This is a genomic window from Agrobacterium sp. H141 (genome assembly GCF_057158725.1).
Genome location: NZ_CM169893.1, coordinates 1,740,176 through 1,765,456, shown reverse-complemented (window position 1 = coordinate 1,765,456; position 25,281 = coordinate 1,740,176). Strand labels below are relative to the sequence as shown.

The 25,281-nt window shown below is 58.9% G+C and carries 20 protein-coding genes; 3 read left to right on the top strand and 17 right to left on the bottom strand.

The genetic code is table 11. From position 1 onward, the window contains the following. Positions 1-78 precede the first annotated feature (78 nt). The 3 genes from ACWPM9_RS08025 to ACWPM9_RS08015 all read left to right on the top strand — a co-directional run bounded on the left by ACWPM9_RS08025 (position 79) and on the right by ACWPM9_RS08015 (position 3,511). Positions 79-2,106 (top strand): DEAD/DEAH box helicase, encoded by a 2,028-nt coding sequence (locus ACWPM9_RS08025; protein WP_428187155.1) that lies wholly within the window; start codon positions 79-81, stop codon positions 2,104-2,106. 114 nt (positions 2,107-2,220) lie between these two features. Further along, positions 2,221-3,093 carry a TIGR02587 family membrane protein gene (locus tag ACWPM9_RS08020; RefSeq protein WP_484757328.1) on the top strand — a complete coding sequence of 291 codons (873 nt, stop codon included), beginning with the start codon at positions 2,221-2,223 and terminating at the stop codon, positions 3,091-3,093. Positions 3,094-3,103: 10 nt separating this feature from the next. Next, the gene (locus ACWPM9_RS08015; RefSeq protein WP_428187157.1) at positions 3,104-3,511 is read left to right on the top strand and encodes a TIGR02588 family protein; all 408 of its coding nucleotides are present in this window, start codon (positions 3,104-3,106) and stop codon (positions 3,509-3,511) included. A gap of 23 nt (positions 3,512-3,534) precedes the next feature. On the opposite strand, the gene ACWPM9_RS08010 is transcribed toward ACWPM9_RS08015, so the two are convergent. The 17 genes from ACWPM9_RS08010 to mraY form a co-directional block, all read right to left on the bottom strand. Beyond that, positions 3,535-3,936, bottom strand: a complete 402-nt coding sequence (locus ACWPM9_RS08010; RefSeq protein ID WP_428187158.1) for a hypothetical protein — start codon at positions 3,934-3,936, stop codon at positions 3,535-3,537. Between the two features lie 153 nt (positions 3,937-4,089). After that, positions 4,090-6,249, bottom strand: coding sequence for an NAD-dependent DNA ligase LigA (ligA, locus tag ACWPM9_RS08005; RefSeq protein ID WP_484757327.1), 2,160 nt, complete (start codon positions 6,247-6,249; stop codon positions 4,090-4,092). Positions 6,250-6,323: 74 nt separating this feature from the next. After that, positions 6,324-7,142: an endonuclease/exonuclease/phosphatase family protein gene (locus ACWPM9_RS08000; protein ID WP_484757326.1), complete on the bottom strand. Its 819-nt coding sequence runs from the start codon at positions 7,140-7,142 to the stop codon at positions 6,324-6,326. Positions 7,143-7,191: 49 nt separating this feature from the next. Beyond that, on the bottom strand, positions 7,192-8,583 hold the full coding sequence (locus ACWPM9_RS07995; protein ID WP_484757622.1) for a phospholipase D-like domain-containing protein: 1,392 nt from the start codon (positions 8,581-8,583) through the stop codon (positions 7,192-7,194). A gap of 109 nt (positions 8,584-8,692) precedes the next feature. Beyond that, the gene (gene recN / locus ACWPM9_RS07990) at positions 8,693-10,366 is read right to left on the bottom strand and encodes a DNA repair protein RecN (RefSeq protein ID WP_484757325.1); all 1,674 of its coding nucleotides are present in this window, start codon (positions 10,364-10,366) and stop codon (positions 8,693-8,695) included. A gap of 31 nt (positions 10,367-10,397) precedes the next feature. After that, on the bottom strand, positions 10,398-11,246 hold the full coding sequence (locus ACWPM9_RS07985) for an outer membrane protein assembly factor BamD (protein WP_428187162.1): 849 nt from the start codon (positions 11,244-11,246) through the stop codon (positions 10,398-10,400). Positions 11,247-11,457: 211 nt separating this feature from the next. Then, positions 11,458-12,417, bottom strand: a complete 960-nt coding sequence (gene lpxC, locus ACWPM9_RS07980) for a UDP-3-O-acyl-N-acetylglucosamine deacetylase (protein ID WP_484757324.1) — start codon at positions 12,415-12,417, stop codon at positions 11,458-11,460. A gap of 277 nt (positions 12,418-12,694) precedes the next feature. Continuing rightward, positions 12,695-14,407: a cell division protein FtsZ gene (gene ftsZ, locus ACWPM9_RS07975; RefSeq protein ID WP_484757323.1), complete on the bottom strand. Its 1,713-nt coding sequence runs from the start codon at positions 14,405-14,407 to the stop codon at positions 12,695-12,697. A 95-nt stretch (positions 14,408-14,502) separates the two neighbouring features. Then, positions 14,503-15,834, bottom strand: coding sequence for a cell division protein FtsA (gene ftsA / locus ACWPM9_RS07970; protein WP_428187165.1), 1,332 nt, complete (start codon positions 15,832-15,834; stop codon positions 14,503-14,505). Then, positions 15,831-16,718 carry a cell division protein FtsQ/DivIB gene (locus tag ACWPM9_RS07965; RefSeq protein WP_484757322.1) on the bottom strand — a complete coding sequence of 296 codons (888 nt, stop codon included), beginning with the start codon at positions 16,716-16,718 and terminating at the stop codon, positions 15,831-15,833. The genes ftsA and ACWPM9_RS07965 overlap by 4 nt, the downstream gene beginning before the upstream one ends. Before the next feature lie 20 nt (positions 16,719-16,738). Beyond that, positions 16,739-17,665 (bottom strand): D-alanine--D-alanine ligase, encoded by a 927-nt coding sequence (locus tag ACWPM9_RS07960; protein WP_484757321.1) that lies wholly within the window; start codon positions 17,663-17,665, stop codon positions 16,739-16,741. 415 nt (positions 17,666-18,080) lie between these two features. Beyond that, positions 18,081-19,055: a UDP-N-acetylmuramate dehydrogenase gene (murB, locus tag ACWPM9_RS07955; protein WP_484757320.1), complete on the bottom strand. Its 975-nt coding sequence runs from the start codon at positions 19,053-19,055 to the stop codon at positions 18,081-18,083. Continuing rightward, a complete protein-coding gene (gene murC / locus ACWPM9_RS07950; RefSeq protein WP_484757319.1) occupies positions 19,056-20,468 on the bottom strand; it encodes a UDP-N-acetylmuramate--L-alanine ligase in 1,413 nt (470 codons plus the stop codon). It lies immediately after the preceding gene. After that, positions 20,465-21,586 (bottom strand): undecaprenyldiphospho-muramoylpentapeptide beta-N-acetylglucosaminyltransferase, encoded by a 1,122-nt coding sequence (gene murG, locus ACWPM9_RS07945; RefSeq protein ID WP_484757318.1) that lies wholly within the window; start codon positions 21,584-21,586, stop codon positions 20,465-20,467. The genes murC and murG overlap by 4 nt, the downstream gene beginning before the upstream one ends. A 5-nt stretch (positions 21,587-21,591) precedes the next feature. Further along, a complete protein-coding gene (ftsW, locus tag ACWPM9_RS07940) occupies positions 21,592-22,746 on the bottom strand; it encodes a putative lipid II flippase FtsW (protein ID WP_428187171.1) in 1,155 nt (384 codons plus the stop codon). Position 22,747: 1 nt separating this feature from the next. Then, a complete protein-coding gene (gene murD / locus ACWPM9_RS07935) occupies positions 22,748-24,157 on the bottom strand; it encodes a UDP-N-acetylmuramoyl-L-alanine--D-glutamate ligase (protein ID WP_484757317.1) in 1,410 nt (469 codons plus the stop codon). Between the two features lie 6 nt (positions 24,158-24,163). Next, positions 24,164-25,264 (bottom strand): phospho-N-acetylmuramoyl-pentapeptide-transferase, encoded by a 1,101-nt coding sequence (gene mraY / locus ACWPM9_RS07930; protein ID WP_428187173.1) that lies wholly within the window; start codon positions 25,262-25,264, stop codon positions 24,164-24,166. Between the last annotated feature and the right edge of the window lie 17 nt (positions 25,265-25,281).

Below are 25,281 nucleotides of genomic sequence, written 5' to 3'. Positions count from 1 at the left end.
CGAAATCGTAGCATTGTTTCGCGCGTCCGCATCTCCCAGAGATTCGGCATAGAACAGAGTTTTCGAAAGACACATCATATGATCGAAAGAGACGGCCTCGCGCCGCCGATTGCCGCGGCTTTGGCCAAGCGTGGTTATGACGCCCTTACTCCCGTGCAGGAGGCCATGCTCGATCCCGAGCTCATTACCCGCGATGCACTCGTCTCGGCCCAGACCGGATCCGGCAAGACCGTGGCCTTCGGCCTCGCGCTTGCGCCGACCCTGCTCGGCGAAAACGGTCGTTTCGGTCGCGCTGAAGCGCCGCTTGCGCTCGCCATCGCGCCGACACGCGAACTGGCATTGCAGGTCAAGCGCGAGCTCGACTGGCTTTATGGTGAAACAGGGGCCGAGATTGCCTCCTGCGTCGGTGGCATGGATCCCCGCTCCGAGCGCCGTGCGCTGGAACGCGGTACCCACATCATCGTCGGCACGCCCGGCCGTCTGCGCGACCACATCACGCGCCGCGCGCTGGATCTCTCCAATATCCGCGCCGTCGTTCTCGACGAAGCTGACGAAATGCTCGACCTGGGCTTCCGCGAAGATCTCGAATTCATTCTCGAGGCGTCCCCGGATGCACGTCGCACGCTGATGTTTTCGGCCACGGTGCCGAAGGCGATTGCTGATCTGGCCCGCAATTTCCAGCGCGATGCTGTTCGCATCAAGACGGCTGCCGAACAGAAGCAGCATATCGACATCGAATATCGCGCATTGATCAGCGTTCCTTCCGACAAGGAAAATTCGATCATCAATGCACTGCGCTACTATGAAGCCAAGAATGCCATCGTGTTCTGCTCGACCCGCGCCAATGTGAACCATCTGACATCGCGCCTGTCCAACCGTGGCTTCTCGGTCGTGGCACTCTCGGGCGAACTCTCCCAGAACGAGCGCACGCATGCGCTGCAGGCGATGCGCGATGGCCGTGCCCGCGTCTGCATCGCAACGGATGTTGCAGCCCGCGGCATCGACCTGCCGGGTCTCGAACTGGTGATCCACGCCGACCTTCCAACCAATTCGGAAAGCCTTTTGCACCGCTCGGGCCGTACAGGCCGCGCCGGCAACAAGGGCATCTCCGCTCTGATCGTTCCGGTCAATCAGCGTCGCAAGGCTGAACGCCTGCTGGCGGGTGCCAAGGTTGATGCCAACTGGGCCAACCCTCCGTCAGCCGATGAAGTGATCGCCCGCGACCAGGAACGGATGATGGGCGACACGTCCCTTTCAGACGCCATCCTCGACGACGAGCGCAATGCCGTTGCAGCCCTGACGGAGCAGTTCAGTGCCGAGCAGCTGGCTGTTGCCTTTGCCCGTCTTTATCGTGGCAATCGCTCGGCGCCTGAAGATATCGCACAGCTCAACGTTCAAGCAGCCGACCGCAAGCCGCGAGAACGCGGTGAACGCGAACCGCGCGACTTTGGCGAAAGCCGTCCGCGCGATCAGTTTGGTCCGAGCCGCTGGTTCTCGATCTCCGTTGGTCGTCGCCAGAGCGCCGAACCGCGTTGGTTGATCCCGATGCTGTGCCGTCACGGCAAGATCTCCAAGAGCGATATCGGCGCCATCAAGCTGCAGGCCGAAGAGAGCTTTGTCGAGATTGCCGAAGACAGCCTTGACCGCTTCGTCTCCGCACTCGGTCCCAACAAGACGCTGGAGCGCGGCATTACGGTCACCGAACTGGAAGGCACACCGGACTTTTCTGCAAGCCCGAAGGGGCCAAAGCGTCGCGACGACTGGAGCGACAAGAAGGGTGATCGCGGCGACTTCAAGAAGCGCGGCGACGACCGCAAGCCACGCGAATTCAAGAAGGACGGCGAGCGCTTCGAGGATCGCAAGCCCGCAGCCGCCAGGCACAAGGGCGACGACCTGCGTGCCACTGACAACGATGTCTGGGGTGATGCTGCGCCAAAGCCTGCCAAGCGCAGCTTCAACGAAGGTGACGCAAAGCCGGCCCGCGCAGGAAAGCCTGGCGACAAACCTTTCGCGCGCAAGAAGGATGGCGATAAGCCCCGCACCTTCAAGAAGGACGGTGACAAGCCATTTGCCAAGAAGGGCAAGCCACCCAACAAGGCCCGCTAAGCGTCCTTCAAGCACAGATCACTGCAGATAAATTCCGCCGGTTGCTGGTCATCCCAGAGCCGGCGGAACCTTTTGTGCCCGCCCGCATTACTGCCGTCAGGCAGAGGGCAGGACGTGGCGCAGGCTCAAGACGAACCGACACAAGGTCTGAGTGACGACGACCGGGAGTTCCTGATCGGCATCGCCCGTGCCATCGGCGGCGCACTCCTGTTCGCCATACCGATGCTGCTGACCTCTGAAATGTGGTATCTCGGCTTTTATGTTGGACGCGGCAAACTCTTGCTGCTGCTTTTGCTCAACATCCCCCTGCTCGTCGTGCTCGCCCATCGCCTCGGTTTTGAAAAGACGCGCACCTGGCGTCAGGCCCTGCGTGATGCGACTGTCGCCTACGGAATCGGCATCTTCACCAGCATCGTCTTTCTGGCGCTGTTCGGCCTGATCAAGACCGGCATGCCCGCAGACGAGATTCTCGGCAAGATCGCAATCCAGGCCGTATCCGCGTCCATCGGTGCGATGCTGGGCCGCAGCCAACTCGGTGGCACATCGGACAATGACGACGAGGATACTGAAGAAGAAGACCAACCCGAGCGACAGACCGGTTATGGCATCGAACTGTTCATGATGGCGGTCGGTTCGCTATTCATCTCTTTCAACGTTGCACCGACCGAAGAAGTCATACTCGTCTCTTACAAGATGACCTATTGGCATGCACTGGCGATGATCCTGATCTCGCTCGCGATCATGCATGCCTTCGTTTATGCGCTGTCCTTTCAGGGTGGCCATGAACTGGAACCGGATACCCCGCAATGGCATGCCTTTATCAGGTTTAGCCTGCCCGGTTACGTCGTCTCCACCGTGATCAGTCTCTACGCCTTGTGGACCTTCGAGCGACTGGGTGGATCTGCGCCGCTGACGATTGCCATGACGGTCATCGTCCTCAATTTGCCCGGTGCGCTGGGTGCCGCAGCAGCACGACTCATTTTGTGAAGGATAGTCGATGACCACGACAAAGGGCAAAATTCACTCCGAAGCCCACAAAGGCCACTGGATCGAATGGATCACAGGCATCCTGTCGGCTGCTCTGGTCGCAGCACTTATCGGCTGGATAGGGTATGAAGCGCTGACCTATACGCCTGAGGAGCCGAACTTCATGCTCGAGGTCACGGGAACGACAAAGGCTGCAAGCGGCTGGAGCCTGGCCTTTACAATTGACAACAAGTCCAACACCACGGCTTCCGCCGTTGTCGTGGAGGGCACGCTGACGGGCAGCGAATCGACACAGACAAGCGATGTCACATTCGACTATGTGCCCGCGCAGTCGCAGGCCTCAGGGGCATTGTTTTTCGATGAAAACCCCGCAAAGGGGAAAACGACCATCAGGGTCGTGGGCTATACAGATCCCTGACCTGCAAGCCGCCCTACTGCCGGTTACTCGGCAGCGGCCAGATAGATCGCACCTTGCGACGAATAGGCGAGCGAACGAACCTTGGCTTCGGTCTTGGCAATCAGCTTGTGGAATTCGCGTTCGGCTTCCACATTCATCTGAATGACGGAATTCACTTCATCCGGCGTATCGCATAGGCACGCGACAGCAGAGATTGGGCAAACCCCACCGGGGTAACGCTTGCCATTGCCGGTATAGACCCGGCGGCCCCACTGCTCGGAATAGCTCAATTCTTCGCGTTCGAGATTGAGCAGCGTGCCATCAACGCTGGTCACGACTGCGGCCTTGCCATAGGCAAACCAGTGATAATTCAGCTTGCGCAGAATGTATTTTCCGGTGATGTCCTCGCCGCGCAATTCGGCGGGGTCTTCAATCAATCTGATCATGACGGTAATCCTTCAGCCATTTCACTATCCGCGAAGTCACCTTTTGCAGCAAGTCAAAAAAGCAAAGCTTTCCCAGTCACTTAGTCACAAAGTGTTTCCAATTCTTACAAGTTGTTGCAGATCCGTTATTGAATGATGCCAGCGCGTCGCTCCTCAAGGAGCGATCAGCGCCAGCCATTCATCCTCATCCATGGTCTGGATGCCAAGTTCTTGCGCCTTGCTGAGCTTCGAACCGGCGCCAGGCCCGGCAACCAGAATGTCCGTCTTCTTCGAAACGGAGCCGGAGACCTTGGCGCCGAGGCTCTCTGCCCGTGCCTTGGCTTCGTCCCGGGTGAACTTTTCAAGCGAGCCGGTAAAGACCACCGTCTTGCCGGCAACCGGACTGTCACTCGCTTGTGGCGCTTCTGCATCTTCAGGCGTCACCTTCTCAAGAAGACGGTGAATCACGTCCCGGTTTCGCTCTTCCTTGAAGAACTCGACAATTGCAGTGGCGACCACTTCGCCGATCCCGTCAATCGCGTTCAGTTCGTTCCACGCCTCACCATGCAAAGACCCGGCCTGCTTCATGCCCTCTTCAAGCGCTGCATATGACCCATAAGAGCGTGCCAGCAACTTGGCTGTGGTCTCGCCCACATGGCGAATACCAAGCGCATAGATGAAACGATTGAGCGCAATCGAGCGCCGCGCATCGATCGCGTCGAAGAGCTTGCGCACGCTCACTCGTCCAAACCCCTCGATATTCTCAAGCTTGGTTAGCGAGGTCGCTTCCTGCCGCTCTCTGAGCGTGAAGATGTCAGGTGCCGTGCGCACCGTGATCGCAGGATCTTCGCTGTCGAAGAAGAAGTCGATCTGTTTGGTACCAAGCCCTTCGATATCGAAGGCATTGCGGGAGACGAAATGCTTCAGATGTTCCTTGGCTTGCGCCTTGCAGATGAAACCGCCGGTACACCGGGTGACCGAATCGAGCTTGCCGGTCTTCTCATTCTTCTCGCGCACCGCATGGCTGCCGCAGACCGGACATTTGCTCGGAAACACGTAAGGCTCCGCGTCGGACTTACGCTTCTCGAGCACCACGTCGAGCACCTGCGGGATCACATCCCCTGCCCGTTGCACGATCACCGTGTCGCCGATCCGGATATCGTGGCCCTCTTCGCGAATACGCTCGCCATTATTGCCGATGCCCAGAATGTAGTCGGCATTGTGCAGCGTGGCATTGGTCACCACCACGCCGCCAACCGTGATCGGCGTCAGCCGCGCCACCGGCGTCAAGGCGCCGGTGCGGCCCACCTGAATGTCGATCGTCTCGATTGTCGTGAAGGCCTGCTCGGCGGGAAATTTGTGTGCGGTTGCCCAGCGCGGCGAACGCGAACGGAATCCGAGACGCTGCTGCAGGTCCAGCCGGTCGACCTTGTAGACCACGCCGTCGATATCATAGTCGAGATCGGGGCGTTTAAGACCGATCTGGTGATAATGATCGAGAATAGCCTCAACCGACGAAAGCCGGCTCATCAGTGGATTGACCGGAAAGCCCCAGCGTTCGAAGGTCTTGACCATGCCCAGCTGGGTGTCGGCCGGCATCTCCGATATCTCGCCCCAGGCATAGGCGAAGAACTTGAGTTTACGGCTGGCAGTCACCTTCGCGTCGAGCTGGCGCAGCGACCCGGCAGCCGTGTTGCGCGGGTTCACATAGGTCTGCTTGCCGTCGGCCTCCATCTGCGCATTGAGCGCCATGAAGTCGGACTTGGCCATATAGACCTCACCGCGGACCTCCACCACATCGGGTGCGTCGTCAGGCAGCGAGTCGGGAATTTCGGCAATGGTGCGGATATTGGCCGTGACGTTCTCGCCGGTCGTCCCGTCGCCACGCGTGGCGCCGGTGACCAGTTTGCGATTCTCGTAACGCAAGGACATCGACAAACCGTCGATCTTGGGCTCGGCGGTAAAGGCAATCGAGCCATCAGGCAATTGCCCGAGAAAACGGTAGACCGAGTTTATGAAGTCCCGCACGTCCTCGTCCGAAAACGTGTTATCCAGCGACAGCATCGGGCGAGCGTGGGTAACTTGAGAAAAGATACCAGCCGGCGCCGCACCCACGCGCTGCGAGGGACTGTCCGTGCGAACAAGGCCCGGAAACCGCTCTTCGATGGCATCATTGCGCCGCTTGAGCGCATCATAATCGGCGTCGGAGACTTCCGGCTTGTCCTCACCATGATAAAGCGCATCGTGATGGGCAATCGCTGCCGACAAGCGCTCAAGCTCGGCGCGCGCCTGTTCCTCGTTCAGTTCTTCAACGGGAATCAACTGTTCCGCCATGGCCGTCTCCGCTTGCTGACCCCCCACGTCTTAGCCGAAATTGAGGGAATGAAAAGACTGAAGCGTGACCATCCTCAAGCCTCTTGGCCAGCCTCTATATCGATCCGCGCCACCAGCGGCAGATGATCCGATGCCAGCCGTGCCAGAGGCGTATCGTGGACGGCGATATGATCCACCAGACCTTCCCGATTGCCGATGATGCGATCAAGGGAAAGCACCGGCAGACGGGCCGGAAAGCTTGGCAATGCCGGTGGCAATGGTCCAAGCGCCCGCTCCAACTGTTTGAGCGCAGAACCGTTACCAAGCCGCCACTCGTTGAAATCGCCCATCAGCAGCGTCGGTTGGGCATTCCCCGTGTCCAGCATGTCGAGAAGAATGCCGGCCTGTTTACGCCGCGAGCGTCGCAGCAGGCCCAGATGCGCGGCGATGATGCGGATGGTGGCACCCCGCTCAAGCTCAATATCGGCCATCAGCGCGCCGCGAGGTTCAAGACCCGGTAACGATACCTGGTGAACATCCCGCGCCATGCCTTGTCGAAACAGCAGCACATTGCCACACCAGCCATGCGATTTTGGCGTCGGTCGAACAGGAACGGCAACCGGCACCAATCCCGTCTCATGCCGCAACCGGTTCAGGTCCAGCAGCCCGGCACGCTCTCCATGGCGCATATCCGCCTCTTGCAGGGCAATCACATCCGCGCCGATCTGGCTGATCACATCGATGACACGGCCCGCATCGAAGCGACCATCCGTTCCCACACATTTATGCACGTTGTAAGAAGCGACCACGAGACAATCCTCTGTCTTGCGCACCGAAGGGACCACGATGGGCGGTCGTCGCTGGGTGCGAAGCGAGTGAAAGACTGCCTGCGCAAGATTGCCATTCTTCTTCATGTCTCAGCCGAACCTCTTCGATGCCGTGCCGTCTGTTGGACGTCCACGATCAGATATAGGGCGATGCAAGCCAAAGGATACGGTCGAGCAACCGCATTGGGAAGGCACGCGACCGCAGGCCCTGCAACGTCACTTCCTCGGCACCATCCCGCACACGGATGATCCGCTCGTCCATGCGCCGCCCAAATTCGTCGTCATGCACTTCCAGATCGACTTCGAAATTCAGCCGCAACGACCGGGAATCGATATTGGATGAACCGACGAAGGACCAGCGCCCATCCACCACCATCAGCTTGGAATGGTCGAACACGCCAGCACCCTTGAAGATACGGGCACCGTCCTTCAGGATGACATCGAATTGCGCGGTCATCGCGCGCGCGACAATGGCCAGATTATTCTTGCCCGGCACCACGATTTCGACAGTCACACCGCGTCGTGCAGCCGTGGACAGTGCCGCCAGCAGCACGCTATCGGGCAGGAAATAAGGCGACATGATACGGATCGATTTTTCCGCGACCGAAAAGGCCCCCATCATCACCTTGTGATTGCGCTCGATATTGGCATCCGGCCCGGATACGACCGCGCGGGCAAAAAGCGGAGCACCGACATGCGCATGATCCCGGGGGAGTGCCCAGGGGTCGCCGGACAAATCCTCGCCGGTCTCGAATTGCCAGTCATCGGCGGCGACAGCGAAGAGATCTGCAACGATCGGCCCGGTGATTTTGAAATGCGTGTCGCGGGCTGCATCGGGACCACTGAATGCTGCCCGAATGTTCATGCCCCCCATGAAGGCAAGCGCGCCATCAACCACCGCAATCTTGCGGTGGGTGCGCAGGTTCGCATAGGGAAGCCTAAGCCCCGCGATCACCTGACCATTGAACACTTCCACCGTGACGCCACCGTCCTGCAAATAGGAAACGATGCTCGGCACACTATAGCGCGCTCCGACCGCATCGATCAGCACCCGCACCTCGACCCCGCGCTTGCGCGCAGCAATCAGACAGTCTGCCAGCTTGAGACCGACATGGTCCCTGTCGAAGATGTAGGTTTCCAGCAGGATACTGCGTTTTGCCTTGTCGAAGGCATCCGCAAGCGCTGCATAGGCCTCGTCGCCGGTCGACAGCATGTCGATCGTATTGCCAGAGACCAGCGGATGACCGGTCACCTTGTCGCTTAGCCGCTTCAACGAGCCCTGACGACTGCCGAACTGACGCTCATAGTCTGCCTGCTCCACCCGAAAATGAGACAGGTCGCCCCAGACAGCGTCACCGCGCTTTGTCCGCCGAGACAGGATCGACTTGCGCCTGATACGGTTGACACCGACCACTGCATAGATCAGCGCGCCAAGTATGGGGGACAGCAGGATGACGCCGACCCAACCGATGGCCGAGCGCACCTCCCGCTTGTTCATCGTCGCATGAATCGCCGCGAGACTTCCCATGACGAGGGATAAAGCCGCCAGAATATGCGGCCAATAGGTTTGAAAAAGGTCCAAGCGAGAAGCACTCCGTCAATTGCCGAAGAGTATAACGTCCCAGGGCGTCTTTCGTTCAGTGATCACCAGCCAGCAATTTTGCTGCAGCCGCCCTCGCCTCATCCGTAATCGAGGCCCCCGCCAGCATGCGGGCAATTTCTTCCCGGCGGTGATCTTCGGACATCGTGGCAACACGTGTGGAGATACTATCGCCTGCCCCCTCTGTCGGACCTTTGGATATCAACAGGTGAGTCGCCGCCCGTGCCGCCACTTGCGGCGCATGGGTAACAGACAGAACCTGAACCTTGCTTGAAAGCCGTTTCAGCCTTTGACCGATTGCGTCTGCAACGGCGCCACCGACACCCGTGTCAATTTCATCGAAGACCAGGGTCGGCGCAGATCCCCGATCGGCCAGGGCAACCTTGAGCGCCAGAAGGAAGCGCGACAACTCACCACCGGACGCGACCTTCATGATCGGTCCCGGACGCGTACCGGGGTTCGTCTGCACATGGAATTCAACAGTGTCGATACCCTCGGCCTTGGGCGTCTCCGGATCGCTCAACACCTCAACCATGAAAGTTGCGCGCTCAAGCTTCAGCGCCGGAAGCTCGTCCATAACGGCCCGGCTCAACGCCGAACCGGCATTTTGACGCTTTGCCGAAAGTGCCTTGGCTGCATGATCGAACAATGCCTTTTGTTCGCCAACGGCCGCTTCCAGCCGTCCGAGTTTTTCCTCGCCGGCATCGAGATCGGCGAGATCGGCGACCATCTTCTCGGCCAAGGCTGGAAGAGCCGTCACCGGCACCGAGTATTTACGCCCCGCGGCCCGAAGCGCAAAGAGACGCTCCTCGACCCGCTCCAGCTCCTTTGGATCATACTCAGCCCGCCTCAGGGCCGCTTCCACTTCCATCTGGGCATTGGACAGGTTGTCCAGCGCCGCATCCAGCAGCTCAACCGTCTCTTCCAACAGGCCCGGCGCTTCATGGCTCTTGCGTTCCAGCCGCCGGACGAGCGAGGCAATCAATGGAACAGGGGAAGAATGACCGTTGAGGAAATCGGAGGCTTCGGAAATATCACCGGCGATACGCTCGGCCTTTTGCATCACGGAGCGGCGTTCTGCCAGTTCGTCTTCCTCGCCATCCGCCGGTGCCAATCCCTCCAGCTCCTCGACGGAGGCGCGCAGATAATCGGCCTCGCGGGCCGCAGCTTCCACCTTTGCCTTGTGGGTCTTGAAGGCTCGCTCGGCCTCGCGCCACTTGTGGTATTTCTCACCGACAGAGGCCGCCTCTTCTGCAAGACCTGCGAATGCATCCAGAAGAGCACGATGTGCGTCGGTATCCACCAGTGCGCGATCATCATGCTGACCGTGAATTTCCACCATCAACTGGCCGACCTGGCGCATGAGCTGCACGCTGACGGGTTGGTCGTTGATATAGGCCTTGGTTCGACCATCGGCATTTTGCTGGCGTCGGAAGATCAGGTCGCCATCATCGTCGACACCGTTCTCGCTCAGCAGCTTTCGCGCCGCATGCATCGTGCCGACGTCGAAAACGGCGGTAACCTGCCCCTTGTCGGCACCATGACGCACGAGAGAGCCATCGCCCCGCCCGCCAAGGGCGAGCGACAGGCTGTCGAGAAGGATGGATTTGCCAGCGCCGGTCTCGCCGGTCAGCACGGAAAGTCCGGCCTCGAAGGCTAGATCCAGCCGCTCGATCAAGACGATGTCACGGATCGATAACTGAACCAGCATAGCGTTCTATCTCGGTCGTAGGAATCAGTACTCAGGTCCCGAGGATAAACTTCTTGCCCGCCCTCGCAATCCAGGAACCCGGATTTTCACGCGGTTCAAGACCCTTACCCTTCAGGAGCTTGTAGGAATCGGCATACCACTGGCTGTCAGGATAGTTGTGACCGAGCACAGCCGCAGCCGTCTGGGCCTCCTGAACCACGCCCATTGCATAATAGGCCTCGACGAGCCGCGCGAGCGCTTCTTCGATCTGGTTGGTATTGCTGTAGTCTTCCACGACCTTGCGGAAGCGCGAAATGGCGGCCAGATATTCCTTGCGCTCAAGATAATAGCGGCCGACCTGCATTTCGCGCCCGGCAAGCTGGTCGCGTGCAAAACGGATCTTCGCCTGCGCGTCCTCGACATACTCCGAATCCGGATAGTCATTGACGACCTTCTGCATGGCATCGATCGTCTTGACCGACGACGCCTGGTCCTGGGTCACGTCAACGATCTGCTTCCAGTAGGACAGCCCGATCAGATACTGCACATAGGCCGAATCATCGGAACGCGGATAAAGATTGAGATAACGACCGCCGGTGGTAACAGCATCGGTATAACGACCGGTGCGATACTTCACGAAGGTGCTCATCACCAGCGCCTTCTGCGACCACTCGGAGAACGGATGCTGCGCATCCACCGCATCGAACTTGCGGCCAGCCTCGGCCATATTCCCGGCTTTGATGTTGGCGAGGCCCTGGTTGTACAGCACATCCGGCGGATCGGTTTCCGCCGCCAGCTTTGTGATATCGATGTCGGGGTCGGACTGGCAACCTGCCAGAAGCGCTCCGGGAGCCGTCATCAGAAAACATACAGTGGCGATCCGCGCTGCTTTATTGAGCATTCTCGACCCTACATCACTCTTCAAAAAGTATCCTGCTGCAGATAGCCCGAGTAAATGGCCACCGACAACTGGCGTTTCTAGCCACAAATGCGGCATGAGAGCAACGCAATGATGGTGATTTAACGCATTTTTATGGCAGCTTGACCACCACGCCCGGTTTTATTCTTAAACCCGGGCCTCCCACATGACAGAGAAAGGCAAGGCCTTTCCCTTAAACCTCAGCAGCCCAGGGCGCGAAGCCCGGCTCATTGACCGCAACGAATTCACGTGCCCGTGCATTTGTCTCACGCCTCGGCGCCTCGACAATTTCGTAAGCGGTTGGATCGTTGAGCAAAGCCTTCAGCGCATTCGAATTCAGCTTGTGGCCACCACGATAAGAACGGTAGCAGCCGATGAATTGCGCACCGGCCAGCGCCAGATCGCCAACGGCATCCAGTGTCTTGTGCCGGCCGAACTCGTCGGCGTAACGCAGGCCTTCCATGTTGATGACTGTGTCGTCATCGGAAATGACCACGGAGTTTTCAAGCGATGAACCGAGCGCAAAACCTGCAGCCCAGAGTTTCTCAACATCGCGCATGAAGCCGAAGGTTCGTGCGCGCGACAATTCGGTTGTAAAGCTCTCAGCCGTCAGTTCGCCCTGCCAGCCCTGACGACCGATCAACGGGCTGTCGAAATCGATCTCGACTTCGAACCGCGTACCATGATGCGGTCGAAATTCTGCCCAGGACGCGCCAGCTTCGATACGGACCGGCTTGATAACACGGATATAACGACGTTTGGCCCTCAGGTTGCGAATGCCGACCTGATTGATCGCATCGATGAAGGGTTCGGAGCTGCCGTCCATGATCGGCATCTCGGCACCGTCCACCTCAATCACGAGGTTATCGATTCCAAGTGCGTAGATCGCTGCCATCACATGTTCGATTGTCGCAATCGAGCGGTCGGCCTGAACGCCAAGCACGGTGCAAAGATCAGTATTGCCCACCTGGGATGACACTGCTTTCAGCTCTGTCACGCTGCCATTCTCGTGCAGACGGTGAAAGACGATGCCGCTATCCGCCTCAGCCGGCAGAAAATTCAATGTCACCTCGGTTCCGGAATGAACGCCTATGCCCTTCAGCGAAATGGCAAACGCGATTGTAGACTGAAACCCCAGCAAACCGATTGACATAAAATGCGTACCTTCCTGTCGCGGTGCTAAGGTCGCTCCTCGAAGCTGACACACCGCTCATACTATCCCGGAAATCCTGCACGAAGTCGGCAAGCACCCTTCCGTTTCGGACAATACATACGTATGCCCGCAACACATTCCAAATCACTGTTTCTTTCTGAATGTAACGAAAGAACGGAGTTGGAAACTCCTGCGAAATTATGGGCTTACGCGATACCGAAATAAGAAGGCCCGAGCACGAAGCTCGGGCCCTGCTTATTCGAATTTACGATTGTTATCAGCTCGACTGACGGCGAAGGAATGCCGGGATCTCGAGCTGATCGTCATCATGAGACGTATGCGACGCAGGTGTTGCACGGCCATGATCGTCGAGCTGACCACGGCGTGGCGCATAGAGGCTTGCTTCCGGAGACAGAGGGCGACGCTGCTGTGAAGCAGCGGGAGGCGTCCCTGTCATGTCGGATTCGACCGATTCCTCATCCTGATGGCGTCCAAGCGAGTTGGTGATCCGCTTCAACAGGCCCATCGGACCACGTTCGTCGGTCTGAACGCCCTGTGCCTGGCCACGGCGATCGATTTCGGCCTGGACGACAGGTGGAAAGTCCTCAACCTTTGGCATGCGAACGGGCTCGGCCATCGGGCGCGGTGCAACGGCCTGCGGCTCCTGACGAACAGGGGCCGGCTGCGGTGCCGGCTGAGGCGCGGCCGGACGGACCATCGCTGGAGCCGGCTGTGCCTGCGGTACGGCGACAGGGGCTTCATGAGCCGGAGGCGCATTGAACAGCTTGCTCTGCGGGCGGAAGGTTTCAGCAGCAGGAGCCGATGGCTGGCGGTTGATCTCGATGTCCAGTTCACGCTCCATTTCGGCTTCAGCCGAACGGATCGTATCTGCAACCGAATCGACGGCCTTTGGTGCAGGAGCCGGAGCCGGAGCCGGCTGCGCGGCAGGTCCCGACGACGCAATGGAAGGACGGGCAGCAGCGCGTGGCGTCACTTCATAGGTGTTGCCGCCACGTGCGTTGATTTCGCGGTCGATACCGGTCGCAACAACCGACACGCGGATGATGCCTTCCAGCGCTTCGTCGAAGGTTGCACCGAGGATGATATTGGCATCCGGATCGACTTCTTCGCGAATACGGGTTGCAGCTTCGTCCACTTCGAAGAGTGTCAGATCGCGGCCACCGGTGATGGAGATCAGCAGGCCCTGAGCACCCTTCATCGAGGTCTCGTCGAGCAGCGGGTTTGCAATAGCGGCTTCTGCAGCCTGCATCGCACGACCTTCGCCGGAAGCCTCGCCGGTACCCATCATCGCACGGCCCATCTCGCGCATCACCGAGCGAACGTCGGCGAAGTCGAGGTTGATCAGGCCTTCCTTGACCATCAGGTCGGTGATGCAGGCAACACCCGAATAGAGAACCTGGTCGGCCATGGCAAAGGCGTCAGCGAATGTCGTCTTGTCGTTGGCGATGCGGAAGAGGTTCTGGTTCGGGATGACGATCAGAGTGTCGACCGACTTCTGAAGCTCCTCGATACCCGATTCTGCCAGCCGCATGCGGCGTGCACCTTCAAACTGGAATGGCTTTGTGACAACGCCAACCGTCAGGATACCCTTGTTGCGGGCGGCCTGGGCAACAACCGGAGCAGCACCCGTACCGGTACCACCACCCATACCGGCGGTGACGAAGCACATATGCGTACCCGACAGGTGATCGATGATTTCGTCGATGCACTCTTCAGCAGCCGCACGACCGACTTCAGGCTGCGAACCCGCGCCGAGGCCTTCCGTTACACTCACGCCGAGCTGAATAACCCGATCAGCCTTGGTCATGGTCAGCGCCTGAGCGTCTGTGTTGGCGACAACGAAGTCGACGCCTTCCAGGCCGGCCGTGATCATGTTGTTGACAGCATTTCCGCCGCCGCCACCAACACCGAATACGGTGATACGTGGCTTCAGTTCAGTGATGTCTGGCTTTTGCAGCTTAATCGTCATGGTCCAATTCCTTCTCTATTAGGCCGCATCGCCACGCTGGCCTGATCACTGCTCTTTTTTGCCCGGCGCCGCTGCCAACGGCGACCGGACAGAATTCAAAAACTTTCCCTCAGCCACTGCCCTACGCGGGCAATTCGACCATTTCCGTTCGCGAATGGAGAAAACAGGCCATTTTGTCCTGCATGTGTCTCCAGATCCGCGACCTGCGGGTAAATCATTAACCCGACCGCCGTGGAGAATGCCGGTCCCTTGGCTGCAGCCGGCAGGCCGGATACGCCCATGGGGCGACCGATCCGCACATTGCGTGCCAGGATCTGACGTGCGGCTTCCGGCAGACCGGTGAGCTGGCTTGCTCCCCCGGTCAAAACGATCCGCTTTCCGACAACCGGGCTGAAACCCGATTTCTGGATCCGATCGCGGATCAGTTCCAGCGTCTCCTCGATGCGAGCCCGGATAATCCGGGAAATCAGTGCGCGCGACACCTGGCTCGGCAGGTCGCGGTCATCTTCGCCGATCGGTGGAACGGCAATCACGTCACGCTCGTCGGCTGCCGTCGAAAGCGCAGAACCGTGAACGACCTTCAAACGCTCGGCATCCTCGATCCGGGTCGACAGACCGCGCGCCAGATCGGTGGTGACATGATGACCGCCAAGACCGATTGCGTCGGTGTGAATGAGCTTGCCTTCGGCGAAAACCGAAATCGTCGTCGTACCGCCGCCCATATCGATGGCAGCGCAACCCAGTTCAACCTCGTCATCGACGAGCGCTGCAAGACCGCTGGCATATGGCGTCGCCACGACACCTTCCACGCTCAGATGCGCGCGGTTGATGCAAAGCTCCAGATTCTTCAGGGCAGCACGCTCGGCTGTCACGACATGCATGTCCACGCCGAGCGCATCGCCATACATGCCGAGCGGATCGCGAACACCGCGTTCGCCGTCCAGCATGAAACCGGTTGGCAGCGAGTGGAGAACTGCACGGTCGTTGTTCTGGGACTGCTGGCCAGCCGCAACAAGCACCTTGCGCAGATCGCCGGCTTCGACTTCCTGACCGCCGAGATCGATTGTCGCGGTGTAGACATCGCTGCCCAGGCGGCCAGCCGACACGTTGACAATCAGGCTGTCGATGGTGAGGCCAGCCATACGTTCGGCTGCATCGACCGCATTGCGGATGACGCTTTCGACCGCGTCCAGATCAGCGATGACGCCACATTTGACGCCACGCGAACGCTGGTGGCCGATACCGATGATTTCGACGCTGTGGGTGCGGCCCGGCAAGACATCGCTTTCCTTGCAGGGCGTCAAGCGACCGATCATGCAAACGACCTTGGTCGAGCCGATGTCGAGCACCGACACGATCTGCATCCGCTTGGACGACAGGGGCTTGAGGCGCGGCAGGCCGAAATTCTGGTGACCGAAGAGGCTCATATGCGCTCTCCCGCTTTTTTGATCAGCTTGTCGCGCTCGGCGATAGCCGTCTGACGGCGTTCCAGAGCTTCAGGTGTCAAACGCACGGCAACGCGATCGTCGAGGCGCAGGTCGATGGCCGCAATGTCGCGCTCCAGAATCTGGTTCTGCGCATTGAATTTTTCCAGACGGTCCAGAGCGCCAGCAAGATTGGTTTCCGGCAGCTTCACGATGATGCCGTTGTCGAGATGCACATCCCAGCGACGACCGGCGATCCGAACGAAAGCCTTGATGCGAAAAGCAATGTCAGGCCAGCGCGAAAACTCGTCTTCGACGCTCGCAGCTGCCGTTTCGGCATCGCGACCAACGAACAGCGGAAGGCCGGAGAACTTGTTGTCGCGCAACGGGCCAATCACGCTACCGTTCTTCTCGATCAGAGAAAGCTCGTTGCCGTGCTGCCAGATACCGTAGGCCTTGCGCTCTTCGAGCATCACCTCAACGGTTGCCGGATAAATCTTGCGCACTTCAGCTTTTTCGACCCAGGGCAGATTGGCAAGCGAACGACGAGCGGTGTCGATATCCAGCGCCAGCAGAGATGTCGTGCCATCAAGGCCGAGGGTCTGGAGAATATCGATTTCAGAGGTCTGGCGGTTGCCGGCGACCTTCACATCTTCGATGGCAAAACCAGCCATGGATGTCACAGCCTGAACGAAGCCCTGACCATGACCGCCAACGCCCACGCCGAACGAAACGACGGCAATGCAATAGCCGGCAAGCGAGATACGACCAAGGCTTTCCGGCAACACAATGCGGCCAGTGCCCAGACCGACAGCAACACGCACCAGCCGACGCACAGGACGCGGCAGCACCAGCTGCTCGCCATTGGACGAATCAGAAACCGACATACCAGACCGTCTATTGCCGTTCAGCGAAAACACGACGCGTCCTCCACCATCCAACGCAAAAACTCACCAAAAGTGTAGCCCGCATGAGCCGCCATCTCAGGCACCAGAGAGGTTGGGGTCATGCCTGGCTGCGTATTGACTTCAAGCCAGATCAACTCACCATCCTCGGACAGGCGATCGTCAAAACGAAAGTCCGACCGCGAAACACCGCGACACCCTACGGCCTGATGCGCCTTGACTGCGAACTCTTGTATTTTTTGGTAAATATTTAATGAAATTTTAGCCGGCAGAACGTGCTCCGAGCCCCCCACGACATATTTGGAATCATAGTCATAAAAGGCGTGACCTTTAGGAACGATCTCGGTGACACCCAGCGCCTTGCCGTCCATCACAGCGCAGGTCAATTCACGGCCGGCGACATAGCGCTCAACCATGACACGGTCGCCATAGCGCCACTCGGACGAGGTCAGGACCTGCGGCGGATGCGACTGACCTTCCTGGACAATCACAACGCCAAAGCTGGAGCCTTCGCTGACGGGTTTCACCACATAGGGAGGCTCAATGGGATGCGCGCGACCGATATCGTGACGCATCAGGATCTTGGCGTCGGCAACGGGAACGCCGGCAGCGGCAGCAACGACCTTGGCCTGCCCCTTGTCCATGGCAAGCGCCGAAGCCAGAACGCCGGAATGGGTGTAGGGTATCTGAAGATATTCGAGCACGCCCTGAACGGTGCCGTCTTCGCCATAAGGTCCATGCAGCGCATTGAATGCGACGTCGGGGCGCAGATCGGCAAGCACGGCAGCAACATCACGGCCGACATCCACACGGGTGACGCGATAACCCTCGGCCTCGAGAGCCGCTGCACACGACTCGCCCGAAGCCAGACTGACCGGCCGCTCTGAGGAAAAGCCACCCATAAGGACGGCGACATGCTTGCTACCCATAAACGCTCCTGGCGATTCTCGTGCCTTGCGCCACTTCACTTCCGCGAAACCCGCGACCGATGCGGTCCTGTTTTGCGTAGCGTTAGTAGAACAACATTAAGGTTAATGAAGTGTTTACTTTCGTTAACCGACGCCATTTTGACGCGAAAAATATTTTGCTCCGCGCCCGAAAAAAGCGCTTTAAACAACTGTTTTCATTGAAGAAGGCTAAGAGACCCCATTCTCACGCTGCTCAGATGACCATCAGCAATCTGGTAAACAGACGCTTTTCCACCGGCAGGCAGAGGGGTGTTCGCCGGACGATTCTGCCAAAGCCCGGAATCAGTGATCCGGTTCGGAATCATCCCCTCGCAAGCTGCCTCATGCAGCCGCGGTTGCGTTTCGGGCAGAGCCATATCAGCCTGCCCGAACTGCGTTATTCGTTGGGCTGGCCCAGAAAAGGTTCGATTTCGCGATCCGGCATGAAGACGCCGAGCCGTTTGATCTCCCATTCCAGCTTGATGCCGGACTTTTCAAAGACCTTCTGACGAACGGTCTCGCCCAGATATTCCAGATCGTAACCGCTCGCTTGACCGGTATTGATCATGAAATTGCAGTGAAGGGAAGACATCTGCGCACCACCGATCATCAAACCACGGCAGCCCGCCTCGTCGATCAATTCCCAGGCCGAATGACCCGCTGGATTCTTGAACGTCGAGCCACCAGTCTTCTCCTTGACCGGCTGAACTGTCTCGCGATGGGTGCGAACGGCATCCATGTCCTGACGAATCTTGGCCTTCTCCTCCGGGTACCCCTCGAAGGTGGCATGCGTGAAGATGACACCTGCTGGAGCCGATGAATGGCGATAGCTGTAGCCCATATCCGCATTCGACAATGTCAGCAGATTTCCCTTGCGATCCACCGCCTCGACCTCGACCAGACGCGATGCGGTCTCCGAACCGTTGGCACCTGCATTCATGCGCACGGCACCGCCGATGCTGCCGGGAATACCGTAATAAAAATGAAATCCGCCGATGCCGTTATCCATCGCCATCGCCGAGATATGCTTGTCGGGGCAGATCGCACCGGCGCGAATGCGATTCTCGCCGGCCAGTTCAACCTGGCCGAAGCCCTTGGCAGAGAGGCGAATGACCACACCCTTGATACCACCGTCACGCACCAGAAGGTTTGAGCCGACACCGACGGGTGTCACCGGCACATCATCGGGCAGCAGCTTCAGGAAGGTCACCAGATCCTCGACGTCATGCGGCTGGAACATCAACTCGGCGAGCCCGCCGGCCTGAAACCAGGTAACACGATCCATCGGCGCATTCGGTGTCAGCCGACCCTTGAGGTTTTCAACCTCGGGCCCCAGCGACGCCAGCAATTTTTCTCCGTCAACCTGCTTCATTCACGCATTTCCTGAAAAGGCATTGAGTTCGCCGGGCAGCGATGCGGCCCATTGGGTAATATTGCCAGCACCGAGCAAAATCACAAAATCTCCGGGCTTGGCGAGTTCGGCAATCATCGGCGCAAGCTTGTCGGGAGACGCCATATAACGAGCATCGCGATGACCGCTGGCCTTGATCCGCGACACCAGCGCTTCAGCATCAACACCGTCGACTGGATCTTCGCCAGCGGCATAAACCGGTGCGATAAAAATGCTGTCTGCATCGTTGAAGCAATTGGCAAAATCGTCAAACAGGCTTGCAAGTCGGCTATAGCGATGCGGCTGATGGACCGCGATGATCCGCCCGCTGCTCGATTCGCGTGCCGCCCGGATTGCCGACTTGATCTCGACTGGATGGTGACCGTAGTCATCGAACACCTGCACACCGTTCCATGTGCCGGTCAGGGTAAAGCGACGCTTGACCCCGCCAAAGCTCGACAGCCCCTTCTTGATCGCCGCCTCGCTGATGCCGAGCCGGTTGGCAACCGCTATCGCGGCGCAGGCATTGGAAATATTGTGACGACCGGGCATGGGCAACATCAGATCCTTGAAATTGAAGACTCGACCGGTCCGACGACGGCGAATCTCAACATCGAAGATAGACTTTGTGCCCTCAAGGCGCACGTTGGAAAAACGCACATCTGCCTGCGGATTTTCGCCGTAAGTGATGACCTTGCGGTCCTCGATCTTGCCGACGAGCGCCTGCACTTCCGGATGATCGAGGCACATCACGCCAAAACCGTAAAACGGCACATTCTCGACGAACTGGCGGAAGGCCGCCCGCACCGCATCGAAATTGCCGTAGTGATCCAGATGCTCCGGATCGATATTGGTCACGACAGCCACTTCGGCTGGCAGCTTCAGGAAGGTGCCGTCCGATTCGTCGGCTTCGACAACCATCCACTCGCCCTCACCCATGCGCGCATTGGTGCCATAGGCGTTGATGATTCCGCCATTGATTACCGTCGGATCGAGATCGCCGGCATCCAGCAGCGCGGCAACCATGGACGTCGTCGTGGTCTTGCCATGCGTGCCGCCGATGGCGATCGCATTGCGGAAGCGCATAAGCTCAGCCAGCATTTCAGCGCGGCGCACGATAGGCAGCAGCTTTTCACGCGCAGCGATGAGTTCAGGATTGCTCTTCTTGATCGCGGTGGAGACCACAACGACTTCGGCCTCGCCAAGGTTTTCCGCCTCGTGGCCAACGAATACAGGAATGCCCTTTTCGCGCAGACGTTGCACATTGGCACTGTCGGACTGGTCCGAGCCCTGAACCTTGTGCCCGAGATTATGCAACACCTCGGCGATACCGCTCATGCCGATACCACCAATGCCGATGAAATGCACAAGGCCGATGCTGGTCGGCATTTTCATGACGTCGTTCCTTTGAAATCATTGACGCTTGTGCCTGCGGCAATAGCCTCAACGAGGTCAGCAAGCAAGCGTGTCGCATCAGGTTTACCAACCCGGCGCGCGCTGTCTGCCATTCCTGAAAGCCGCTGCGGGTCCAGCATCGCCTGAGAGATAACCTCTGAAAGGCGTTCCGGCGAGAGGTCGGACTGGGCAGTCACTATCGCGCCACCGCTGGCTGCAAGCGCCGCTGCGTTGGCCGCCTGGTCATGGTCGAGCGCATAAGGATATGGCACCAGCAGTGATGGACGGCCAATGACCGAAAGTTCAGACACGGTCGAGGCGCCCGAGCGTGAAATCACCAGATGTGCCGCCGCAATTCGTCCCGCCATATCGTTGAAGAAGGGCGCGATATCCGCCGTCACACCGAGGTCGGCATATTGGGCTTTGACCTCGTCGAGATCCTCGGCACGCGCCTGTTGGCTGACAGTGAGGCGTTGGCGAAGCGGCGCATCCAGCAAGCGGATCGCCTGGGGAATGGCACCGGAGAAAAAGCTCGCCCCCTGGCTGCCACCGAAGACAACGAGACGGAACGGTCTTTGGGCTTCAGAGGGCGCATAAGGGATGGACGACGCAGCGATGACTGCGGGACGAACCGGATTGCCGGTGACCACAGTCTTTTCGCCATAGGTGCCGCTGCCACTCAGAAAACCGCCGGCAATTGCCCGCACGCCCTTGGCCAGCGCTTTGTTGGCGCGCCCCATGACAGCATTTTGTTCATGCAGCACCGTCGGCAATCCAAGGCCCTTGGCAGCCATCATTGGAGGAACGGTCGGATAGCCGCCAAAACCGACAACGATCTTTGGCTTGACGTCGCGCATCAGTCTGCGCGCCGCCCGCATGCCGCGCCAAAGCGTCCACACAGCTTTCAGAACCGAGACCGGATTCTTCGAGCCGATGGTGGCCGACGGTATGGTATGGATGGTTTCGGCCGGGAAATGGCCGGCATAGCGCTCCGCCCGTCGGTCGGTGACCAGATGCACCTGATAGCCGCGGTCAATCAACGCATGGGCCAGCGCCTCAGCCGGAAACAAATGGCCGCCGGTTCCTCCGGCAGCCAGAAACACAATACCCTTGGACATAGAAATTACTCCGCCGGCACGCCATGCGCGATTCGAAACAGGCTGCGCTCCTGCGCCCGCTTTTCCGGACGCCGCCGTGTCAGTGCAAGAATGAAGCCCGCCGTCACGCAGATCGCGATCATCGACGAACCACCATAGGAAATCAGCGGCAGGGTCATGCCCTTGGCTGGAAGAAGCTGCAGGTTGACGCCGATATTAATCAGCGACTGGCTGCCGATCTGAAGAACGAGACCGGCGACGGCAAAGCGATTGAAGTCGTCGCGTTCCTTGAAAGCATGGCTGAGACCGCGCAGCACCAGAAGGGCAAAGATCGACACCAGAACCATGCAGAAGATAATGCCGAACTCTTCGGCCGCGACAGAAAAGATAAAGTCGGTATGGCTATCGGGAATGATGCGCTTGACGATGCCCTCCCCCGGGCCCTGACCAAGCCAGTCGCCGCGAATGATGGCTTCGCGCGCGGTATCGACCTGAAATGTATCGCCCTCGCCCGTCCAGAACCTGTCTATTCGTCCCGCCACATGCGGGAGCGTGACATAGGCAACCGCAATACCCGAGGCTCCCAGTCCGCCCAGAAGCGTGATCCAGAGCCAGGGCATGCCCGCCATGAAGAACATCGCCCCCCACACAACCGAGGTCAGAATGGTTTGTCCAAGGTCAGGCTGCGCCATCAACAGGGCTGCAACCACACCGAACAGGATGATGGCAAACAGATTACCGGGTATCTCGGGCTGGCGTGCATGTTCGGCAAACAGCCAGGCACAGACAACCACAAAGGCTGGTTTCATGAATTCGGATGGCTGGATGGACAGGCCGGCAATGGTCACCCAACGACGAGCACCCTTGACCTCGATGCCGAAGAACAGCGCAATCAGCATCAGCAACAGAGATGCCGCCAGCATCAGGACGGCGGCACGGCGCACTTGTCTTGGCGTCAGGAAGGACAGCCCGATCATTACGCCTATGGCAGGGATCATGAAGACCGCCTGACGCTTGACGAAGTGAAAACTGTCCAGCCCCAAACGTTCGGCGACAGCAGGAGACGCCGCGAAAGACAGCATCAGCCCCACGCCCATCAACAGCAGAAAGAGCACGAGAAAAAGGCGATCGATCGTCCAGAACCAGTCTGCGACGGGACCACGCTCAGCGCGGCTTACCATGTCATTGCCCTCCTTGAGGAACCTCGACGAGCATCTTGATACCGGGCAACCCGGCAACTTGCGTTACGAACGAATCGCCACGCAGCTCGAAGTTCTTGTACTGATCGAAGCTTGCGCAAGCCGGGGCTAGTAAAATCGCAGCATCTTGATTGTCTTCGGCCGCATCGGCGGCAGCGTGGGCAACGGCTTTGTCTAAAGTGCCCGAAATTTCATAAGGTACCGCATCGCCCAGTGTCGCCGAAAAGGACGACGCCGCCTCGCCGATCAGATAGGCCTTGGCAATACGCGGGAAAAGCGGTGCCAGATTTGCGATACCGCCTTCCTTGGGCAACCCGCCCGCAATCCAGTAGATCCGCTCATAGCTTGAAAGTGACGGCTCGGCGGCCTCCGCATTGGTGGCCTTGGAATCGTTGACAAACACGACATTGCCGCGACGCCCGACCGGCTGCATCCGGTGCTTGAGGCCGGAAAAGCTCTTGAGCCCGGCCCTGACCTCATCCGCAGACACACCCACCGCGAGGCAAGCAGCAATCGCGGCTGCAGCGTTCTGTGCGTTGTGGGTGCCTTTAAGCGTCGGAATACCATTCAGGTCTGCCAGAACGTCCGTCTTGCCCATATGGGCGCGCATGATCCGGTGACCGTCGTTGTAAAAGCCTTCAGCCACCGGCTGACGTTTGGAGATGCGCTCCACGTTGCCGCCACCGTTTTCGATGTGATCGGCAATCAGCGCGCAATAGCTGTCGTCAACGGCGATGATGGATGTATCGCTTCCCGCCACCAGCCTTTCCTTGATCTCGGCATAGTGCTGCATGGTGCCGTGGCGATCGAGATGATCCGGCGTCAGGTTGAGCAGGATACCGGCGCTCGCATTCAACGTCGGTGCGAGATCGATCTGATAGGACGAGCACTCGACCACGAAATAGCGCTCTGCCTTGGGTGGATCGAGTGTGAGCACTGCCCGACCGATATTGCCGCCAAGCTGGGTATCGCGACCCGCGCTTTGCAGAATATGGGCAATCAACGCGGTCGTGGTCGACTTTCCGTTGGTGCCGGTGATTGCGATGAAAGGGCAATCCGGGGCCAAAGCACGCCGTTCCCGCACGAACAATTCCACATCGCCGATGATCTCGACGCCCGCGGTCCGCGCCAGCGTCACCGACCAATGCGGCTTGGGATGCGTGAGCGGGACGCCCGGAGACAGAACGAAGGCCGACAGGGCGTTCCAGTCAATGTCCCGCAAGTCAGCGGTTGGCACGCCGTCTGCGGCTGCCTTTGCAACGCTTTCGGGATTATCGTCCCAGGCCATCACCTTGGCACCGCCTGCAACCAGTGCCTTCGCCGTTGCCAGTCCCGAACCGCCGAGACCGAACAGAGCGACATCCTTGCCAGCGAAGGTTTTGACCGGGATCATGATCGACTACCGCAGCTTGAGGGTGGAAAGACCGAGCATGGCAAGCCCCACCGCGATGATCCAGAATCGGATCACAACCTGGCTTTCAGTCCAGCCGAGTTTTTCGAAGTGGTGGTGGATCGGCGCCATGAGAAACACGCGCTTGCCCGTAGTCTTGAACCAGGCCACCTGAATGATCACGGACAGGGTCTCAAGCACGAACAGCCCACCGATGATCGCCATGACGATCTCGTGTTTGGTCGCCACGGCGACCGTGCCGATCAGACCGCCCAGTGCCAGTGACCCTGTATCGCCCATGAAAATCGCAGCCGGCGGGGCGTTGAACCACAAGAATCCGAGACCGGCCCCGATCACGGCGCCCATGACGACCGCAAGCTCACCGGTTCCGACGACAAAGTTGATCTGGAGGTAATTGGCAAAGACGGCGTTACCCGCGAGATAGGAAATGACTCCGAAGGATGCAGCAGCAATCATCACCGGCACGATGGCCAGGCCGTCAAGGCCATCTGTCAGATTGACCGCATTGCCGGCAGCCACGATGACGAAACCGCCAAACAGCACGAAGAAGATGCCCAGATTGATCATGAAGTCTTTGAAGAAGGGAAACGCGACCGACGATGCAGCCGTTGACCCGGGCGGTGCCGTTGCAAAGGCCGACTGCATCATGAAGTAGACGGCAATGCCCGCAATCAGGAACTCGATCCCAAGACGCGCGCGCCCTGAAAAGCCCTTGTCGGATTGTTTGGTCACTTTCAGATAGTCGTCGTAAAATCCTATGGCACCGAAGCCGAGCGTAACCAGCAGCGTCGACACGACGTAAATATTCGACAGATCGGCCCAGAGCAGCGACGACCCGACCAGACCGGCCAGAATCATCAATCCACCCATTGTCGGCGTACCCGCCTTCTTGAAATGCGTTTGAGGACCATCAGCCCGGATCGGCTGGCCCTTGCCCTGACGGACACGCAGGGAATTGATCATCGCCGGACCGAATAGAAAAACGATCAGCGCGGAGGTGAAAAGTGCAGCCCCTGTCCGGAACGTGATGTAACGAAAGAGGTTGAAGAACTGTACATGGTCCGACAGTTCAACGAGCCAGATCAGCATGAGTGCCCTTTCCGAAA

What these genes read in the sequence shown, in the direction of transcription:
- ACWPM9_RS08025 (WP_428187155.1), top strand. Translation starts at nt 79, where the DNA reads ATGATCGAAAGAGACGGCCTCGCGCCGCCGATTGCCGCGGCTTTGGCC.
- ACWPM9_RS08015 (WP_428187157.1), top strand. Translation starts at nt 3,104, where the DNA reads ATGACCACGACAAAGGGCAAAATTCACTCCGAAGCCCACAAAGGCCAC.
- ACWPM9_RS08010 (WP_428187158.1), bottom strand. Translation starts at nt 3,936, where the DNA reads ATGATCAGATTGATTGAAGACCCCGCCGAATTGCGCGGCGAGGACATC.
- ligA (WP_484757327.1), bottom strand. Translation starts at nt 6,249, where the DNA reads ATGGCGGAACAGTTGATTCCCGTTGAAGAACTGAACGAGGAACAGGCG.
- ACWPM9_RS08000 (WP_484757326.1), bottom strand. Translation starts at nt 7,142, where the DNA reads ATGAAGAAGAATGGCAATCTTGCGCAGGCAGTCTTTCACTCGCTTCGC.
- ACWPM9_RS07995 (WP_484757622.1), bottom strand. Translation starts at nt 8,583, where the DNA reads ATGGGAAGTCTCGCGGCGATTCATGCGACGATGAACAAGCGGGAGGTG.
- recN (WP_484757325.1), bottom strand. Translation starts at nt 10,366, where the DNA reads ATGCTGGTTCAGTTATCGATCCGTGACATCGTCTTGATCGAGCGGCTG.
- ACWPM9_RS07985 (WP_428187162.1), bottom strand. Translation starts at nt 11,246, where the DNA reads ATGCTCAATAAAGCAGCGCGGATCGCCACTGTATGTTTTCTGATGACG.
- lpxC (WP_484757324.1), bottom strand. Translation starts at nt 12,417, where the DNA reads ATGTCAATCGGTTTGCTGGGGTTTCAGTCTACAATCGCGTTTGCCATT.
- ftsZ (WP_484757323.1), bottom strand. Translation starts at nt 14,407, where the DNA reads ATGACGATTAAGCTGCAAAAGCCAGACATCACTGAACTGAAGCCACGT.
- ftsA (WP_428187165.1), bottom strand. Translation starts at nt 15,834, where the DNA reads ATGAGCCTCTTCGGTCACCAGAATTTCGGCCTGCCGCGCCTCAAGCCC.
- ACWPM9_RS07965 (WP_484757322.1), bottom strand. Translation starts at nt 16,718, where the DNA reads ATGTCGGTTTCTGATTCGTCCAATGGCGAGCAGCTGGTGCTGCCGCGT.
- ACWPM9_RS07960 (WP_484757321.1), bottom strand. Translation starts at nt 17,665, where the DNA reads ATGGGTAGCAAGCATGTCGCCGTCCTTATGGGTGGCTTTTCCTCAGAG.
- murB (WP_484757320.1), bottom strand. Translation starts at nt 19,055, where the DNA reads ATGAAGCAGGTTGACGGAGAAAAATTGCTGGCGTCGCTGGGGCCCGAG.
- murC (WP_484757319.1), bottom strand. Translation starts at nt 20,468, where the DNA reads ATGAAAATGCCGACCAGCATCGGCCTTGTGCATTTCATCGGCATTGGT.
- murG (WP_484757318.1), bottom strand. Translation starts at nt 21,586, where the DNA reads ATGTCCAAGGGTATTGTGTTTCTGGCTGCCGGAGGAACCGGCGGCCAT.
- ftsW (WP_428187171.1), bottom strand. Translation starts at nt 22,746, where the DNA reads ATGGTAAGCCGCGCTGAGCGTGGTCCCGTCGCAGACTGGTTCTGGACG.
- murD (WP_484757317.1), bottom strand. Translation starts at nt 24,157, where the DNA reads ATGATCCCGGTCAAAACCTTCGCTGGCAAGGATGTCGCTCTGTTCGGT.
- mraY (WP_428187173.1), bottom strand. Translation starts at nt 25,264, where the DNA reads ATGCTGATCTGGCTCGTTGAACTGTCGGACCATGTACAGTTCTTCAAC.